The organism is Pantoea sp. Ap-967 (assembly GCF_011752565.1).
Lineage (GTDB): Bacteria > Pseudomonadota > Gammaproteobacteria > Pseudomonadales > Pseudomonadaceae > Aquipseudomonas.
Genome location: NZ_VWXK01000002.1, coordinates 38,277 through 54,687 on the forward strand (window position 1 = coordinate 38,277; position 16,411 = coordinate 54,687).

A 16,411-nucleotide genomic window follows, 5' to 3' on the forward strand; every position below is an offset into this window, starting at 1 on the left:
CGCCCACCCTTTGGAACCTGCCCCATGAAGCCACTGCTACTGGCCCTCGCCCTGGCCAGCCCGGCCGCGCACGCCGATACTGCGGTCAGCGCGCAAACCCTGGCCCTGCACCAGCGCCTGCTGGTGCTCGACAGCCACCTGGACACCCCCCTGCAATTGACCCGCCCCGGCTGGGACATCAGCCAGCGCCACGACGTCAAGGCCGATGGCAGCCAGGTCGACCTGCCGCGTATGCGCGAGGGCGGGCTGGATGGCGGTTTCTTCGCCATCTACACCCCCCAAGGCCCGCGCGACGCAGCTGGGCTGGCCTATGCCAGTGCCTATGGCCTGGCCACCTTGCAGCGCATCCGCGACATGATCGACCGCCAGCCCGGGCAATTCGCCCTGGCGCGCACAGCCGAGGATGCCCGGCGCATCGCCGCCACCGGCAAGCGCGTGGTGTTCATCAGCATGGAAAACGCAGAACCGCTGGCCGCCGACCTTGGCTTGCTGCGCACCTACCAGCGCCAGGGGCTGAGCATGCTGGGCCTGGTGCACTTCACCAGCAACCACTTCGCCGACTCGGCCACCGCCCTGCCCGAATGGCACGGTTTGAGCGACCAGGGCCGGGCGTTGGTGCACGAGGCCAATCGGCTGGGCATTTTGCTGGACGTGTCGCACGCCTCTGATGCGGTGTTCGACCAGGTGCTGGCGCTGTCGCGTGCGCCGATCATCGCCTCCCATTCCAGCAGCCGCGCGGTCAATGCCCACCCGCGCAACCTCGACGACCAGCGCCTGCGCCAGTTGGCCGCCAAGGGCGGCGTGGTGCAGGTGACGGCCTACAGTGACTACCTGATACCGCTCAAGGCCAACCCTGAGCGGAACAAGGCCATGGCGGCGCTGGGCGCACGGTTTCGCCAAATCGCTGCACTGAGCCCTGAACAGGCCCGCGCGCTGTTTGCCGAGCGGGCCGAGATCGACCGCCGCTACCCGCAGCCACGGGCCGACCTGGAGGTGTTCATGCGCCACCTGTTGCATGTGCTGGAGGTGGTCGGCCCCAGGCATGTGGGTATCGGCGCTGACTGGGATGGGGGTGGCGGTGTCGAGGGCCTGGAGGACGTCAGCCAGCTGCCACGGATCAGCCAGCGCTTGCTGGATGCAGGGTATGGCGAGCAGGACCTGGCGGATATCTGGGGAGGCAACCTGTTGCGGGTGTTGCAGCAAGCGCAGCGTAGTGGGGGGTGAGGTGCCTGCCTTGGTGCTTTCTGCGCCTGGGAGACCGAGCGCCGCCCGCGCGGCGCATCGCAGGCAAGCCTGCTCCTACATCTGTTTCGGGCCAATGTTCATGTGGCCTACGCGCGCGGCCCCTTGGCGTACGACGCGACATCGAAGGGGACTAACAAGGCGGTCGCGCGCGATGGCACAGGCTTAACTGGCCCGAAACAGATGTAGGAGCAGGCTTGCCTGCGATGCGCCGCGCGGGCGGCGCTCGGTCTCGCGAACGCTACCACCCTATCGCCGTACACCCACCGCCCCCTCAGAAAACCCCCAGCAACAACCTGGAAAAATCACACGTCTGCCCGGCCAATTCAGCCACCGCCGGGTTGATTCCCTGGCTGCGGTCGGTACGGTACAGCGCCCCATAGCGTACCTGGGGCAGCCGTGGCCGGGTGCGGATCACCTGCAGCGCCCCGCGCTCCACCAACTGCGACAGGCACTGGCGCGGCAGGTAGCTGATGCCAATTCCGGAAATGGTCAGGCCCACCTGCACCAGCAAGTTCTGGCTGGTGATCATGCGCGGCAGGTGCACGCCCTGCTCCGCCAGCCAGCGCTCGTACACCAGCCCCGTGCCAGAGCTCGAACCCTGGGTCATGACCGTGTATTGCGCCAGGTCCGCCAAGGCCACCTCCCCGTCGAAGTGCGAAAGCTCCGGCCCGCACATCCAGGCATTCTCCACGCTTTGCAGCGGCGTGCAGACGAAGCGCGCATCCTGGAACACATCGGGCACCACGATCAGGTCCAGCTCATCGCCTTCGAGCTTGCGGTACAACTCGCTGGACAACTCCACCGACGGCTCGATCTGCAACCGCGGGTAGGCCTGGCGAATGGCCTCGACGAACGCCGGTAACCAGGTCAGCGCGGTCAGCTCGGTCACCCCCAGGCGCAGCCTGCGCAGTTGCACATCCCGTGCGCCCACCCGCTCAAGCAACTGGTCGCGCCGGGCCAGCAGCTCGCGCACATGCTCCAGCAGTTCCACGCCCTTTTCGGTGAGCCGGGCGCTGCGGCGGCTGCGGTCGAACAGTGGCGTCTCGAAGGTGTCCTCCAGCTCCTGGATACGCTTGGAGATCGCCGACTGGGACATGTTCAGGCGCAGCGCAGCGGCTTCGAAACTGCCACATTCGGCAATCCAGTACAGCGCTTCCATTTGCTTGAAGGTGATCATCGCGGCGGCCTTTCATGAGTTTTAGCGATCTATTTCCAGCGAAAAATATCGCTAAAAGTATTTTTGCGCCACTCTTACCATCCACTCCAGCCCCACCGAACTGGAGAACAACAATGTCCCTGCCCGGCTCTCGCATCCTCCCCACCCCGGCGCCTGCGCCCGAACACCTGGTCGCTGCACTGCGCGAGGTGGTTACCCCGCACATCAGCGACAACCTTGGCCGCCACATCGGTGCCCGCGGCCTGACCCGCTACAACCGCAGCGGCAAGCTGGTGGGCACCGCCCTCACCGTCAAGAGCCGCCCCGGCGACAACCTTTACATCTACAAGGCCCTGACCCTGCTGCAGCCGGGCCATGTGCTGGTGGTGGACGCCCAGGGCGACACCAGCAACGCCGCCATTGGCGAACTGATCAAGCTGTACGCGCAGCAGCGCGGCTGCACAGGCTTCGTGATCGATGGCGCGATCCGTGATGTTGCCGCCTTCGCCGACACCCCCTGCTATGCCAGTGGCGTGGTGCACCGCGGGCCGTACAAGACCGGCCCCGGTGAGATCAATGTGCCGGTGTCGATCGGCGGCATGATCGTCAACCCCGGTGACCTGCTGGTGGGTGACGAAGACGGGCTGGTCGCCTTTGCCCAGGAAGATGCCCAGGCGGTGATCGCGGCAGCGGCGCGGCATGCCGAATTCGAAGCGGCGGTGATGGCCGAAATTGCCACGGGCAACCCGCGCCAGTCGTGGATCGATGCCCCGTTGAAGAAGTTCGGCCTGCTGGAGGACTGCCTGTGAGCGACGCCTTCCTGTCTGACCGGGTGCTGGGCATCCAGCCGTCTCCCAGCATCGCGGCCAACGCCCTGGTGGCCAGGCTGCGCGCCGAGGGGCGCGACATCGTCAACTTCACCGTGGGCGAGCCTGACCTGGACACCCCTGCCCACATCAACCAGGCCGCCATCGCCGCGCTGCAGGCTGGCGACACCCACTACACCGGCACCAGCGGCACACCGGCCCTGCGCCAGGCGATCGTCGACAAACTGGCCCGCGACAACGGCCTGCAGTACGGCCTGGATGAAGTGATCGCCGGCAGCGGCGGCAAGCACATCATCTACCACGCCCTGGCCGCGACGCTCAATGCCGGTGACGAAGTGGTGGTGCACACGCCCTATTGGGTGTCGTACCCGGACATCGCCCTGCTTAACCAGGCAACCCCGGTGATCATTCCCGGGGACGAAAGCCTGGGTTTCAAACTGACGCCCGAGGCGCTGGAGCAGGCCATCACGGCGCGCACCAAGTGGGTGATTCTCAACAGCCCGAACAACCCCAGCGGTGCGGTATACAGCGAGGCGCAACTGCTGGCCCTGGCCCAGGTGCTGCGCCGCCACCCACAGGTGCTGGTGATGTCGGACGAAATCTACGAGCACTTCGTGTTCGACGGCGCCCGCCACCTGTCGCTGATCAATGTCGCGCCCGACCTGAAAGCACGTACGCTGATCGTCAATGGCGCCTCGAAGGGTTATGCCATGACCGGCTGGCGCCTGGGTTTCGGCGCGGGGCCAGCGTTTCTGATCAACGCCATTGCCAAGCTGATTTCGCAAACCACCACCTGCCCCACCTCGATCAGCCAGGCGGCTGCGGTGGCAGCGTTCAGTGGCGACCAGGCGCCCATCGCCGCCATGCGCGCGCTGTACAGCGAGCGCCGGGGGCGGATGCTGGCGCACCTGGGGGGCATCGAGGGCATTCGCTGCACGCCGCCCGAGGGTGCGTTCTATGTGTTCGCCAATGTCGCCGGCCTGCTGGGCAAGCGCACGCCGGCCGGGGCGACGCTTGGCAGTGACAGCGACGTGGTCGCCTACCTGCTCAATGAAACCGGGGTGGCGGTGGTTGCAGGCGCGGCCTATGGCATGTCGCCGTATATCCGCCTGTCGTTCGCCAGCGGCCTGGAGGTGATCGACGAGGGCTGCCAGCGCCTGAAAAGAGCGGTCGACCGCCTGCGCTGACACGCTTTGAAAGGGCAACGGATGGCCCTGCACTGAACTGCCTACAACAATAATCCCGACACCGAGGCAACCATGCATACCCCCCGTATCCCACTGGTCTGGCAGATCCTTATCGGCCTGCTGCTGGGCATCGCCCTGGGCGCGCTGCTCAACCACTTCCCCACCCTGCGGCCGTGGATGGTCGACAACCTGCTGCAACCGGCCGGCGATATCTTCATCAAACTGATGAAAATGATCGTCGTGCCCATCGTCTTCGCCTGCATGGTGGTGGGCATTGCCGGGCATGGCGACGGCAAGGCGCTGGGCCGCATCGGCGTGCGCAGCCTGCTGTACTTCTTCGCCGTCACCACCACCGCGATCATCGTGGGCCTGGTGATCGGCAACCTGCTGCAGCCCGGCGCAGGCACCGACCTTGCCAGCCTCAAGGCCGGCAATGTCACCCTGCCCGGCAGCGGCGCCGGCAGCCACACGCTGGGGCAGATCATCGTTGGCATCATTCCCGACAACATCATCGCCGCCATGGCCCAGGGCAGCTTGTTGTCGGTGCTGTTCTTCGCAGTGATGTTCGGCCTGGGCGTGGGGCAGTTGCCCGAGGCACGCAAGGCGCCGCTGCTGGCGGTGCTGCGGGCAGTGTCGGAGGCGATGTTCCGGGTGACGTCGATGATTATGGCGTACTCGCCGATCGGCGTGTTCGGCATGATCGCGGTGACGGTGGCCAACTTCGGTTTCAGCTCGCTGCTGCCGCTGGGCAAGCTGATTCTGGTGAGCTACGTGGCGATCGCCCTGTTTACCCTGTTCGTGCTGGGCAGCATTGCCCGCCTGGCCGGTATCAGCCTGTTCGGCCTGATGCGGCACATTCGTGACGAGTTGCTGCTGGCGTTTTCCAGCGCAAGCTCGGCTGCGGTAATGCCGCAGTTGATGAAGAAGCTGGAAAGCTATGGCGCACCGCCGTCGCTGGTGAGTTTCGTGGTGCCGGTGGGCTATTCGTTCAACCTCGACGGTGCGTCACTGTTCCTGGGCATTGGCACGCTGTTCGTGGCGCAGTTGTATGGCATCGACTTGTCGCTGGCCGACCAGGCGCTGCTGGTGGTGACCATGGTGTTGACCTCCAAGGGGGCGGCGGGTGTACCGGGCTTCATGTTCGTGATTCTTTCCGCAACCCTGGCCAGCGCCGGTTTGCCGCTGGAGGGGATTGCCTTCATCGCCGGGGTGTACCGCTTGATGGAGATGCCGACCACGGCGCTGAACGTGCTGGGCAACGCGCTGGCACCGCTGGTGATTGCGCGCTGGGAGGCCCGGCGGGATGAGCGGCTGGGCCAGGTGGTGAACTGATCGCGGTGGCGCAGCATGGGGTAGAATGGCCACCCCATGCTGCGCACCGAGACGCCCGATGAACCGCCAGAAGAAGATCAAGCAACTGCTCAAGGCCCACCAGAAAAAGGCCAATGCCAAGTTGGCGCCCAAGAGCAACAAGCCCAAGTACATCAGCAAGGCTGACCGGTTGAAGCTTGAGGCTGAGGCCAGCCCTGAAACGTGATTTACCTATGCGGGCGCATCGCGAGCTGCGCTCGCTCCTACCCCGGCTAACCCAAATCCCTTCGTAGGAGCGAGCGCAGCTCGCGATGCGCCGCGCAAGCGGCGCCTGCTTTCCCCTCCCTGAATCCCCTTCAAAAATCTGAACATTGCGCCCCGCTATCACACGCACAGGGGTGGCGTATTGACGCACCTCAATGGTAATTATACTATCTGTATACACATTGTATTTCACCGGTCAGGCTGATGTACGTAGGTTGGCCCGGCGCATTTCCAGCGGCTTGGCCGACCCCGCAAACGCACGTAGTCACCCCTGACCATTTCGCCTCACACCTTTGAATGGGATAAATGGAAGTGGCTGTTACTCGAAGAAATGTGCTTATTGGTGCCGGTGTGGGCGCAGGTGTCATCGCCGCTGGCGCCTCGGCGTCGCTGCTCAGCGACGGTCTGCCGAAAGACCCGGACTCGCTGGTGCGCGTCGATGCGTTGCCACGTGACGACTCCTCCCCGGGCTGGTTCCACACCAGCCGCGTGCGCCAGCCCAAAGCGCCGCTGATCGGCGATGACCAGGCACCCTGGGTCGTCATCGGTGGTGGCTTCACCGGCCTTGCCGCTGCACGCCAGCTGGCCCTGAACTTCCCCCAGGACCGCGTGATCCTGGTTGAAGCCCAGCAGGTCGGCTTCGGCACCTCCGGCCGCAACGCCGGCTTCCTGATCGACGTGCCCCACGACATCGGCGCACCGGACTACATCGGCGACAAGACCAACGCCAAGAACATCCTGCACCTGAACCAGCGTGGCCAGGGCATCCTTCGCGACCTGGTGGCCGAGCACAAGATCGAAGACGCTCACCTGCGCCACTCCGGCAAATACCAGGCAGCCATCGAGGACAAGGGCATTGCCGTGCTCAACGCCTACCGTGGCGGCCTGGAAGCCCTGGGCGAGAAAGTCGAGCTGATCGAAGGCAACGAGCTGAAGGACCACATCGGCACCTCGTTCTACCGCAAGGCGCTGTACACCCCAGGCACCATGCTGGTTCAGCCTTCGGCGCTGGTCAAAGGCCTGGCCGACAGCCTGCCGGAGAACGTCACCCTGTACGAAGACACCGTGATCACCGCGGTCGACTACGGCCAGAAGATCGTGCTGCAGCACCCAACCGGCCGCATCACCGCGGGCAAGCTGATCCTGGGCAACAACCACTTCGGCCAACACTTCGGCTTCCTGGAAAACCGCATGCTGCCGATCTTCACCTACGGCAGCCTGACCCGTCCGCTGACCCCGGCCGAGCAAGCCAGCATCGGTGGCCAGGAGTTCTGGGGCGTGATCCCGGCCGACCCGTTCGGCTCGACCCTGCGTCGTACCCACGACAACCGCATCCTGGTGCGCAACAGCTTCAGCTTCAACCCTGATGGCCGCTCCAAGGATGGCTACACCGACAAGGTTCGTGCATCCCACCGCCTGTCGTTCGAACGTCGCTTCCCCACCCTCACCGACGTGCCGTTCGAGCACACCTGGGGCGGTGGCCTGGGCATGACCCGCAACGGCGCCGGCTTCTTCGGCGAGCTGCGCGAGAACGTGTACGGCGCACTGGCCTGTAACGGCCTGGGCACCGTGCGCGGCACCGCCACCGGCACCCTGCTGGCCAACATGCTGGCCGGCAAGATGGAGCCGCTGACCGAGTTCCTGCTGTCGGCACCGAAGCCAAACTGGAACCCACCACAACCGGTGCTGTCGATGGGCGTGAACTTCACCCTGCGCACTGGCCAGGCCAAAGCTGGCCTGGAAGCCTGACCCGGCAGGCTGGCGCCGCGTGCGCCAGCCTTTCCCCCCCTGCCTGAACGGCAAAAGCAAAGAGAGCACCATGGGCATTTTTGACTGGAAACACTGGCTCGTCCTGCTGGGCGTGGTGGTACTGGTATTCGGCACCAAGAAGCTGAAGAACCTGGGCGGCGACCTGGGCGAATCGATCAAGGGCTTTCGCAAGGCCATGAGCGATGACGACAGCACACCGGCCCCGGTGACGGCCCAACCTGCACCCGCCGCGCAGGCGCCCCAGGCGCAGGCCAGTGCGCAAGCACAGCAGCACGGCTGAAGCATGTTCGGTATCAATTTCAGTGAGCTGCTGCTGGTGGCCCTGGTGGCCCTGCTGGTGCTCGGCCCCGAGCGCCTGCCCGGCGCCGCGCGTACCGCCGGCTTGTGGATCGGCCGGATCAAGCGCAGTTTCAACGCGATCAAGGCCGAGGTGGAGCGCGAGGTGGGCGCCGACGACATCCGCCGCACCCTGCACGACACGCCCCAGCTGCAACCACCCGTTACGCCAACGCCGGCCACTGCGGCTGAAACAACCGCACAGCCTCAACCGCCGCGAGCCCCATGAGCGAACATCCGCAACCCGACCAGCCGATGCCGCTGGTTTCACACCTGACCGAACTGCGTACCCGCCTGCTGCGCTGCGTGGCCGTCATTTTCCTGATCTTCGCCGGGCTGTTCTCCTTCGCCCAGCAGATCTACACCCTGGTTTCGGCGCCCCTGCGCGACCACCTGCCAGCCAACGCGACAATGATCGCCACCGACGTGGCCTCACCGTTTCTTACGCCGTTCAAGCTGACGATGATCGTCTCGCTGTTCCTGGCCATCCCGTTCATCCTGCAACAGGCCTGGGGCTTCATCGCACCGGGGCTGTACCGCCACGAAAAGCGCATCGCCCTGGCCTTGCTGGTGTCGAGCATCCTGCTGTTCTACGCCGGCATGGCCTTCGCCTATTGCCTGGTGTTCCCACTGATGTTCAAGTTCTTCGCTGCTGCCACCCCGGCAGGCGTGGCGATGATGACCGACATCAGCAACTACCTCGACTTCGTGATGACCCTGTTCTTCGCCTTCGGCGTGGCCTTCGAGATCCCGGTGGCGGTGGTGCTGCTGGTGTGGATCGGCGTGGTCGACGTGAAGTACCTGAAGAAGGTGCGCCCCTACGTGATCATCGGCTGCTTCGTGGTGGGCATGGTGCTGACGCCGCCGGACATCTTCTCGCAAACCCTGCTGGCGGTGCCCATGTGGCTGCTGTTCGAGATCGGCGTACTGTGCGGTGGGTTGATTCGCACCCGCAACCGAGTTGAAGACCCAGCCCAAGTGGCCGTGCCTGCGGTTCGCAGCGCAGACTAGCAACGCGCCCCGGCCTCCAGTGCCGTCACCCGACGGCCCTGGCTCGCCTGCCCAGCACCAGGTTTTGCGCTAGAGCGAAGCATCGCGCAACAGCGGCCCTTGCGCTTCGATGGCCTGGCGAATGGAAGCCGCCGCGTCTTCGATATCGGCGCGGATCGCATCGGCCGCCTTCTGCGGGTCGTTTTCGCGAATGCCACTGATAACCGCCGCATGCAAGCTGTGCCCGGTGCTGGACAACACCTGGCTGCGGACGATGTTCATGAGCGGCCCATAACGCATCCACAGCAGTTCAATCATGTCGATCAACTCGTGGTTGCCACAGCGCCGATACACGCTGAAGTGGAACTGCTGGTTCAGCCGCAGGTAACCCTTGCGGTCTTCCGAGGCCACCTTGGCATCCATCTCCAGGTTGATCGCCTCCAGGTCTTGCGCCAGCGAGCCGCAATCGCCGGCAACCGCCTGCCGGGTAGCCTCGCCCTCAAGCAACAAGCGCAGCGGCAACAGCGCATCGAGTTTAGCCGTGGTGGCCTCTGGCACGCGCATCGACCGACGCGGCAGCGCTTCCAGTGCCCTGGCGACGACCAAGCGGTTCATCGCCTCGCGAATCGGCATCTGGCTGGTGCCGAACGCCTCGGCCAGCAGCGGCAGGGTCAAGCGCTGGCCCGGCTCGAACTCGCCAATCATGAACGACTGCTTGAGTGCGCTGTACACGTACTCAAGATCGGAAACCGGCCGCCGCGCCTCGAAGGCCGGCAGCTCGACTGTGCGCTGCGTCATGTGTTGCATCCCCCATCGAAATGCGCCCCGCGTCACGAGGCAATGCCTGAAGCATAACAGGTGATCGTTGATCAAAAAAATTCTTGATCAGATATCACCTCGGGTGTACGTTGAAAACACGATATCTGATCAGATATCTGAAAAGGAGCGTACTACATGCCTGACCACGTTCAAGCTTTTCAAGACACCACCCAGACCGTCGCCGTCATCGGCGCCGGCTTGATCGGCCTTAGCTGGGCCGCCCTGTTCACCGCGGCGGGCAAGCAGGTGAACCTGTACGACAGCCGCCCCGAGGCGGGCCAGCACATGGCCGATTTCTGGGTTTCGGTAAAACCCACGCTGATTCGCCTGGGCCTGGCCAGCGCGGCCACCGAACCGAAGGTCGAGGTATTCGCCGCATTGGCCGATGCCGTGGGCGATGCGGACTTTATCCAGGAATGCATCCCCGAGCGACTGGAAGCCAAACAAACCCTGTACGCCGAGATGGAACCGCACCTGAAGGCCCACGCCATCGTTGCCACCAGCTCATCCGGCCTGAAGCTGTCCGACCTGCAGGCAGGCTGGCAGGTGCCGGGGCGGGTGATCATCGCCCACCCGTTCAACCCACCGCACCTGATCCCCCTGGTCGAGCTGTATGGCAACGAACGTACCGACGCCGACGTGCTGCCCCGTGCCAGCGCCTTCTACGAGCGCTGCGGCAAGGTAGTGGTCACCCTGCAGCGCGAAGTGCTCGCGCATGTGGCCAACCGCCTGCAGGCCGCCCTGTGGCGCGAGGCAATCCACCTGGTGCTCGAAGGGGTGGCCAGCCTCAAGGACATCGACACCGCCGTGCATGCAGGCCCGGGGTTGCGCTGGGCGGTGATGGGGCCACACCTGCTGCTCAACCTCGGCGGTGGCGAAGGTGGCCTGCGCGCCTACTGCGAACAGTTCAGGGACAGCTACCACCAGTGGTGGGACGACCTGGGCACCCCTCAGCTGACCGATGCCAACATCGACACCCTGGTCAATGCCCTGCAAGCCGAGATCGACGGGCGCGAATACACCGAGCTGCGCGCCGAACGCGACGAGAAACTGGTGGCGATCCTCGGCGCCATGAAGGAAGTGGACGCCCGCCAGCGCCAAGCCCGCCGCCCTGCCTGAAGCACACCCACAATCAGAACAACACGTGAACACAGTGAGGAAGCCCATGAAACGTAAAGTCGTACTGACCTGCGCCGTGACCGGTGATGGCCCGCTGAACCCCAAGTACCCCGACTACCCCGTCAGCCCCGAGCAGATCGCCCGCGCCTGCCTGGAGGCCGCCAAGGCCGGTGCAGCGGTGGTGCACATCCATGGCCGCAACCCCGAAACCGGTGAAGGCGACCGCTCACCGGCGGTGTTCAAGGAAATCGTCGAGCGGGTGCGTGCCGAAAACAACGACGTGGTGATCAACCTCACCACCGGCATGGGCGGCACCTTCGTGCCAGACCCGCGCAACGAGGCGCTGGCCCACCCCACCACCGACGTTGGCAATGCCCAGGAGCGCGTGCAGCACGTATTCGACAACCGCCCGGAGATCTGCACGCTCGACGCCACCACCATGAACCTTGAAGGCGGTATCGCTGGAGCCCCGGACTGCGTGTTCATGAACACCCCCGGCAAGCTGCGCGACATGGCGCACCTGATTCGCGAGGCGGGCACACGCATCGAGATCGAAGCCTTCAACCCTGGCGATATCCTGTTGGCGCGCAAGATGATCGAAGACGGCCATATCGATGCCCCGCCCCTGTTCCAACTGTGCCTGGGCGTGAAGTGGTCGGCACCGGCCGATGTGAAGTCGCTGGTGTACATGCGTGACCTGCTCCCCGAAGACGCCACCTGGAGCGCCTTCGGCGTGTCGCGCTTCCAGATGCAGATGGTTGCGCTGTCGACGATCATGGGCGGCCATTGCCGGGTGGGCCTGGAAGACAACATCTACCTGGAGCGCGGCGTGTTCGCCACCAATGCCCAGCTGGTCGAGCGCGCCAGCCGCATCATCCGTGACCTGGGCTGCGAGGTGGCCACGCCAGACGAAGCGCGGGACATCTTCCGCCTGCGCGGGAGGGGCTGAGCATGGCCTCGCTTGCCTTGCCGGTCAGCGCGGCGGTGGTGCACCCGTGGCACTGCGACCACTTCGGGCACATGAACACGCGGCATTACGCTGCCCTGTTCGACGACGCCATTTTCCTGTTCTGGAACCAGATGGGCGCCGATGCCCCGGCCCAGGTAGTGCCGGTCACGGCGCAAATGACCACCGCCTTTCTGCTCGAAGCCATTGCCGGCACCTGCGTGGCAATCGAGGCCCAGGTCAGCCGCATCGGCTCCAAGTCGGCGGGCCTGCGCTTTGCACTGAAAGCCTCGCGTACCGATACCGTGCTGGCGACCTGTGACGTGGTGGAAGTGTTCTTCGACACCGCCACACGCAGCAGCCAGCCGATCCCGGCCAACATCCGTCACACACTGGAGGCACTTAGCACCGAAGCCGCCGTCTAGAGCGCGCGATTGCCTGAAACATTCCATTTGTCCGCTGGACCACTGCTCCCCGAATACTGGGCACCTGCCCATCAACAAGACATAACGAGGGCGTAATCATGGTTTTCAAGCAACACACCCTGGCGGCCCTGGCCGTCGGCATCCTGGCCCTGGGCAGCGCCAGCGCCACCTTGGCGCAAACCGTCAGCTTCGTCGGCTGGGGCGGTGGCACCCAGGACGCGCAGAACGACACCTGGGCCAAGCCGTTCAGTGACCAGACTGGCGTCAAGGCCGTGATGGACGGCCCCACCGACTACGGCAAGCTCAAGGCCATGGTCGACAGCGGCAACGTCGCCTGGGACGTGGTTGATGTGGAAGGCGACTTTGCCCTGCGCGCTGCCGCCGAAGGGCTGCTCGAACCCATCGACTATGCGGTGGTCAACCGCGACAAGATCGCCCCGCACTTCATCGCCGAGCATGGCGTGGGCGCGTTCTATTATTCCTTCGTGCTCGGCTACAACCAAAGCCGCCTGCCGGCCAGCAAGGCGCCACAGGACTGGGCCGCGTTGTTCGACACCGCCCAGTACCCCGGCAAGCGCGCCTTCTATCGCTGGCCAAGCCCCGGCGCCCTGGAACTGGCGCTGCTGGCCGACGGCGTAACGCCCGACAAACTCTACCCGCTGGACCTGGACCGCGCCTTCAAGAAGCTCGACACCATCAAGAGCAGCATCGTCTGGTGGAGTGGTGGCGCCCAGTCGCAGCAACTGCTGGCCTCCGGCGAAGCCAGCCTGGGCATGTTCTGGAACGGCCGGGTCAGTGCCCTGCAAAAAGACGGTGCACCGGTGGCCGCAAGCTGGAAGCAAAACCTGGTGATGTACGACATGCTGGTGATCCCCCGCGGGGCCAAGAACAAGGATGCGGCCATGAAGTTCCTGGCCAACGCCACCAGCGCCAAGCCCCAGGCCGACTTCGCCGGGCGCACCGACTATGGCCCGGTCAACCTCGACAGCCCCGCCCTGCTGGACAAGGAGCAGGCCGCCAACAGCCCAAGTTCCCACACCGCCGAGCAGGTCAAGCTCGACATGGCCTACTGGGCCAAGAACGGCCCGGCAATTGCGACACGGTGGAACGAATGGCTAGTCAAATGAAACTGAGCATGCCGGCACAAGCCGGCACCTCCCCGGCCGGTTCCAGCGCCGCCGGGGGGCCGCGCAACGTTCGCTGGGCAGGCTTTGGCAACCTTGGCCCGGCGGCGCTGTTCCTTGGCGTGTTCTTCTTCGCCCCCCTGATCGGCCTGCTGCTGCGCGGCGTGCTGGAGCCGGTGCCGGGGCTTGGCAACTACAGCCAGCTGTTCGACAACGCGGCCTATACCCGGGTGCTGTTCAACACCTTCTCGGTGGCCGGGCTGGTCACCCTGTTCGCGGTGCTGCTGGGTTTCCCGCTGGCCTGGGTGATCACCCTGGTGCCGCGAGGCTGGGGGCGTTGGTTGATGAACATCGTGCTGCTGTCGATGTGGACCAGCCTGCTGGCACGCACCTACGCATGGCTGGTGCTGCTGCAAAGCGCCGGGGTGGTGAACAAGGTGCTGATGGCCTTGGGCGTGATCGATCAGCCGCTGGAGATGGTGCACAACCTGACCGGGGTGGTGATCGGCATGACCTACATCATGATCCCGTTCATCGTGCTGCCGCTGCAGGCCACCCTGCAGGCCATCGACCCGATGGTGCTGCAGGCAGGCTCCATCTGCGGTGCCAGCCCCTGGAGCAACTTCTGCCGGGTGCTGCTGCCCTTGTGCAGGCCAGGGCTGTGTTCCGGTGCGCTGATGGTGTTCGTCATGTCGCTGGGCTACTACGTCACCCCGGCACTGCTGGGCGGGGCGCAGAACATGATGTTGCCCGAGTTCATCGTCCAGCAGGTGCAAACCTTCCTCAACTGGGGCCTGGCCAGCGCCGCCGCCGCGCTGCTGATCCTGATCACCCTGGTGCTGTTCTACTGCTACCTGAAGCTGCAACCGGAATCTCCGGTCGGCTCGACCAACGAGAGGTGAGCCATGCTCCTGACCCCCAATGCCATGAGCCTGCGGCTGCGTGGCGGCCTGTACCTGGGCACGGGGCTGATCGCCGCCGTGCTGCTGGTGCCGATCGTGTTCATCGTGTTGCTGTCGTTCGGTTCGTCCCAGTGGCTGGTGTTCCCGCCGCCTGGCTGGAGCACCAAGTGGTACGTGCAGTTCTTCTCCAACGCGCAATGGATGGAAGCGGCCTGGTCGAGCCTCAAGGTGGCCCTGTTGACCACCGCCTGCGCGGTGGCACTGGGGCTGCCCACGGCGTTCGCCCTGGTACGTGGCCGGTTTCCCGGGCGTGAGCTGCTGTACGGTTTGTTCACCCTGCCGATGATCGTACCGCTGGTGATCATTGCCGTGGCGGTGTACGCACTGTTCCTGCTGGGCATGACCGGCACGCTGTTCTCGTTCGTGGTCAGCCACGTGATCGTCGCCCTGCCCTTCACCATCATCTCGATCATCAACTCGCTGAAGCTGTTCGACCGCTCCATCGAGGATGCTGCTGTCATTTGCGGCGCCTCACGCTGGCAGGCGATCGGCAAGGTCACGTTCCCGGCCATCCGCCCCGGCCTGGTGGCCGGCGCCCTGTTCGCCTTTCTGGTGTCGTGGGACGAGGTGGTGATGAGCGTGATGATGGCCAGCCCTACCCTGCAAACCCTGCCAGTGAAGATGTGGACCACCCTGCGGCAAGACCTGACACCGGTCATCGCCGTGGCCTCCACCCTGCTGATCGGCCTGTCGCTGGTGGTCATGCTGATCGCCAACCGCTTGCGCCAACGCACCTAATTAGATTTCAGGAGTCGAGCATGAGTGCAGTCCTGCAAGAGCCGAACCAGGCGCCGCTGGTGTGCCTGCGTCAGCTGAACAAACACTACGGCGACTTCACCGCCGTGGACAACCTGTCCCTGGACATTCCCCGCGGGGAGTTCCTGACTTTCCTAGGCTCCAGTGGCTCGGGCAAGAGCACCACGTTGTCCATGCTGGCCGGCTTCGAGGCGCCCAGCGCCGGCGAAATCCTGCTGTCTGGCCGTTCGCTGGTCAATGTGCCGCCGCACCAGCGCGACATTGGCATGGTGTTCCAGCGCTATTCGCTGTTCCCGCACCTGTCGGTGCGCGACAACATCGGGTTTCCCCTGGCCATCCGCAAGGTGGCCGACGCTGAGCGCAAGCGGCGGGTCGACGCCATGCTCAAGCTGGTGCAACTGGAGCCCTTCGCCGACCGCCGCCCCGCGCAACTGTCCGGCGGCCAGCAGCAGCGCGTGGCGATTGCCCGGGCGCTGGTCTATGAGCCGAGCATGCTGCTGATGGACGAGCCACTGGGGGCGCTGGACAAGAAGCTGCGTGAAGAACTGCAGGACGAACTGCGCCACCTGCACCGCCGGCTGGGCCTGAACATCATCTATGTCACCCACGACCAGGAAGAAGCCATGCGCCTGTCGCAGCGCATCGCGATCTTCAGCCATGGCCGCATCGTTGGCCTGGGCAGTGGTTATGAGCTGTACCAGAACCCGCCCAATGCCTTCGTCGCCTCGTTCCTCGGCAACTCCAATTTCCTCCCCGCCACGGCGTTGAGCGATGTCAGCGTGCGGTTCGACGGCCAGGTACTGGGCATTCGCCCCGGCAAAAGCCTTGGCGCAGGGCAGGCGCTGATGCTGATGGTCCGGCCAGAGAAGGCCCTGGCGCTGAGCGCGCAACAGGCGGCCGATACGCCTTTGCCAGCGGGCTGGAACGAAGCGCCTGCCAAGGTCACCGAACTGCTGTTCCTGGGTGAAAGCCAAACCTGCAGCGTGATGACCGCCAGCGGCACCGCGATGACCGTGAAGGCCCTGTCGGTGAACGGGCTGGACGTGGCACCTGGCGCCGACGTTCGCGTGCGCTGGGCGATTGCCGATGCCTGCGTGTTTACCGAATGGCAGGAGGAAGATTTGAAGAAAGCTTGAGCAATGGGGCTGCTTTGCAGCCGATCGCGAGCTGCGCT

18 protein-coding genes are annotated in these 16,411 nt (G+C 64.9%); 16 read left to right on the top strand and 2 right to left on the bottom strand.

Features of this window, described 5'->3' with window-relative positions:
• The first annotated feature begins 24 nt into the window (after window positions 1-24).
• Window positions 25-1,224: a dipeptidase gene (locus tag F3J45_RS02720; RefSeq protein ID WP_167056972.1), complete on the top strand. Its 1,200-nt coding sequence runs from the start codon at window positions 25-27 to the stop codon at window positions 1,222-1,224.
• 292 nt (window positions 1,225-1,516) lie between these two features.
• Here F3J45_RS02720 and F3J45_RS02725 read toward each other — a convergent pair whose 3' ends face one another.
• On the bottom strand, window positions 1,517-2,422 hold the full coding sequence (locus F3J45_RS02725; RefSeq protein ID WP_167056975.1) for a LysR family transcriptional regulator: 906 nt from the start codon (window positions 2,420-2,422) through the stop codon (window positions 1,517-1,519).
• Between the two features lie 113 nt (window positions 2,423-2,535).
• Here F3J45_RS02725 and F3J45_RS02730 point away from each other — a divergent pair, with 113 nt between their 5' ends.
• The 8 genes from F3J45_RS02730 (at window position 2,536) to tatC (ending at window position 9,107) form a co-directional block, all read left to right on the top strand.
• Entirely contained in the window at window positions 2,536-3,210 is a 675-nt protein-coding gene (locus F3J45_RS02730) for an RraA family protein (RefSeq protein WP_167056978.1), read from the top strand.
• Window positions 3,207-4,415 carry a pyridoxal phosphate-dependent aminotransferase gene (locus F3J45_RS02735; RefSeq protein ID WP_167056981.1) on the top strand — a complete coding sequence of 403 codons (1,209 nt, stop codon included), beginning with the start codon at window positions 3,207-3,209 and terminating at the stop codon, window positions 4,413-4,415. Before F3J45_RS02730 ends, F3J45_RS02735 begins: the two co-directional genes overlap by 4 nt.
• A gap of 72 nt (window positions 4,416-4,487) precedes the next feature.
• The gene (locus F3J45_RS02740; protein WP_167056984.1) at window positions 4,488-5,747 is read left to right on the top strand and encodes a cation:dicarboxylate symporter family transporter; all 1,260 of its coding nucleotides are present in this window, start codon (window positions 4,488-4,490) and stop codon (window positions 5,745-5,747) included.
• Between the two features lie 58 nt (window positions 5,748-5,805).
• On the top strand, window positions 5,806-5,952 hold the full coding sequence (locus F3J45_RS02745; RefSeq protein WP_167056987.1) for a DUF2986 domain-containing protein: 147 nt from the start codon (window positions 5,806-5,808) through the stop codon (window positions 5,950-5,952).
• A gap of 371 nt (window positions 5,953-6,323) precedes the next feature.
• On the top strand, window positions 6,324-7,739 hold the full coding sequence (locus tag F3J45_RS02750; protein ID WP_370526202.1) for an FAD-dependent oxidoreductase: 1,416 nt from the start codon (window positions 6,324-6,326) through the stop codon (window positions 7,737-7,739).
• A gap of 70 nt (window positions 7,740-7,809) precedes the next feature.
• The gene (locus F3J45_RS02755; RefSeq protein WP_167056990.1) at window positions 7,810-8,040 is read left to right on the top strand and encodes a twin-arginine translocase TatA/TatE family subunit; all 231 of its coding nucleotides are present in this window, start codon (window positions 7,810-7,812) and stop codon (window positions 8,038-8,040) included.
• A 3-nt stretch (window positions 8,041-8,043) separates the two neighbouring features.
• The gene (tatB, locus tag F3J45_RS02760) at window positions 8,044-8,325 is read left to right on the top strand and encodes a Sec-independent protein translocase protein TatB (RefSeq protein ID WP_167056993.1); all 282 of its coding nucleotides are present in this window, start codon (window positions 8,044-8,046) and stop codon (window positions 8,323-8,325) included.
• Complete coding sequence (gene tatC / locus F3J45_RS02765) at window positions 8,322-9,107, top strand: twin-arginine translocase subunit TatC (protein ID WP_167056996.1); 786 nt, start codon at window positions 8,322-8,324, stop codon at window positions 9,105-9,107. The genes tatB and tatC overlap by 4 nt, the downstream gene beginning before the upstream one ends.
• Before the next feature lie 69 nt (window positions 9,108-9,176).
• Here the strand turns inward: tatC and F3J45_RS02770 are convergent, their stop codons facing one another.
• A complete protein-coding gene (locus F3J45_RS02770) occupies window positions 9,177-9,884 on the bottom strand; it encodes a GntR family transcriptional regulator (protein WP_167056999.1) in 708 nt (235 codons plus the stop codon).
• Between the two features lie 156 nt (window positions 9,885-10,040).
• Between F3J45_RS02770 and F3J45_RS02775 the strand changes: the two genes are divergently transcribed.
• The 7 genes from F3J45_RS02775 to F3J45_RS02805 all read left to right on the top strand — a co-directional run bounded on the left by F3J45_RS02775 (window position 10,041) and on the right by F3J45_RS02805 (window position 16,373).
• Window positions 10,041-11,024, top strand: coding sequence for a 3-hydroxyacyl-CoA dehydrogenase family protein (locus F3J45_RS02775; protein WP_167057002.1), 984 nt, complete (start codon window positions 10,041-10,043; stop codon window positions 11,022-11,024).
• Between the two features lie 46 nt (window positions 11,025-11,070).
• Complete coding sequence (locus tag F3J45_RS02780) at window positions 11,071-11,973, top strand: 3-keto-5-aminohexanoate cleavage protein (RefSeq protein WP_167057005.1); 903 nt, start codon at window positions 11,071-11,073, stop codon at window positions 11,971-11,973.
• Window positions 11,974-11,975: 2 nt separating this feature from the next.
• Window positions 11,976-12,395 carry a thioesterase family protein gene (locus F3J45_RS02785; RefSeq protein WP_167057008.1) on the top strand — a complete coding sequence of 140 codons (420 nt, stop codon included), beginning with the start codon at window positions 11,976-11,978 and terminating at the stop codon, window positions 12,393-12,395.
• A gap of 98 nt (window positions 12,396-12,493) precedes the next feature.
• The gene (locus F3J45_RS02790; protein WP_167057009.1) at window positions 12,494-13,522 is read left to right on the top strand and encodes an ABC transporter substrate-binding protein; all 1,029 of its coding nucleotides are present in this window, start codon (window positions 12,494-12,496) and stop codon (window positions 13,520-13,522) included.
• Window positions 13,519-14,421, top strand: a complete 903-nt coding sequence (locus F3J45_RS02795; protein ID WP_167057014.1) for an ABC transporter permease — start codon at window positions 13,519-13,521, stop codon at window positions 14,419-14,421. Before F3J45_RS02790 ends, F3J45_RS02795 begins: the two co-directional genes overlap by 4 nt.
• 3 nt (window positions 14,422-14,424) lie before the next feature.
• Entirely contained in the window at window positions 14,425-15,219 is a 795-nt protein-coding gene (locus F3J45_RS02800) for an ABC transporter permease (RefSeq protein WP_167057016.1), read from the top strand.
• A gap of 20 nt (window positions 15,220-15,239) precedes the next feature.
• Entirely contained in the window at window positions 15,240-16,373 is a 1,134-nt protein-coding gene (locus tag F3J45_RS02805; protein WP_167057019.1) for an ABC transporter ATP-binding protein, read from the top strand.
• Window positions 16,374-16,411: the final 38 nt, after the last annotated feature.